1 protein-coding gene is annotated in these 348 nt (G+C 44.3%); it reads left to right on the top strand.

Annotated elements, in window-relative coordinates:
• Positions 1-348 (top strand): hypothetical protein (locus ACVCXO_RS07590; protein ID WP_452228994.1); only part of this gene is annotated, 348 nt, incomplete at both ends.

Consider the following 348-nt stretch of genomic DNA (forward strand, 5'->3'; position numbering starts at 1 on the left):
GCAACTAGCGGAGTGGTAACTAATGGAATTTCAGGAGCGTCCTATACTATAGAATACACGAGTCCAGGAACCTGCGGAACAAGTAGCACACAAACGGTAACTGTTTTAACCTCCGGAAACGCTTCTTTTAATACGACAGCAACTTGTGATGGCGGAACATCAAATATCACAGGAGATCTTGGTGGGAGTTTTACGTTTAATCCGATACCAACCGATGGTGCAACAATAAACGCAACTAACGGAACGGTAACTAGCGGAATTTCAGGAACTACTTATACGATAGAATACGCAAGTCCAGGAACCTGCGGAACAACTAGCACCGAAACAGTAACTGTTTTAACCTCCGGA

The organism is Lacinutrix sp. MEBiC02404, assembly GCF_053601575.1.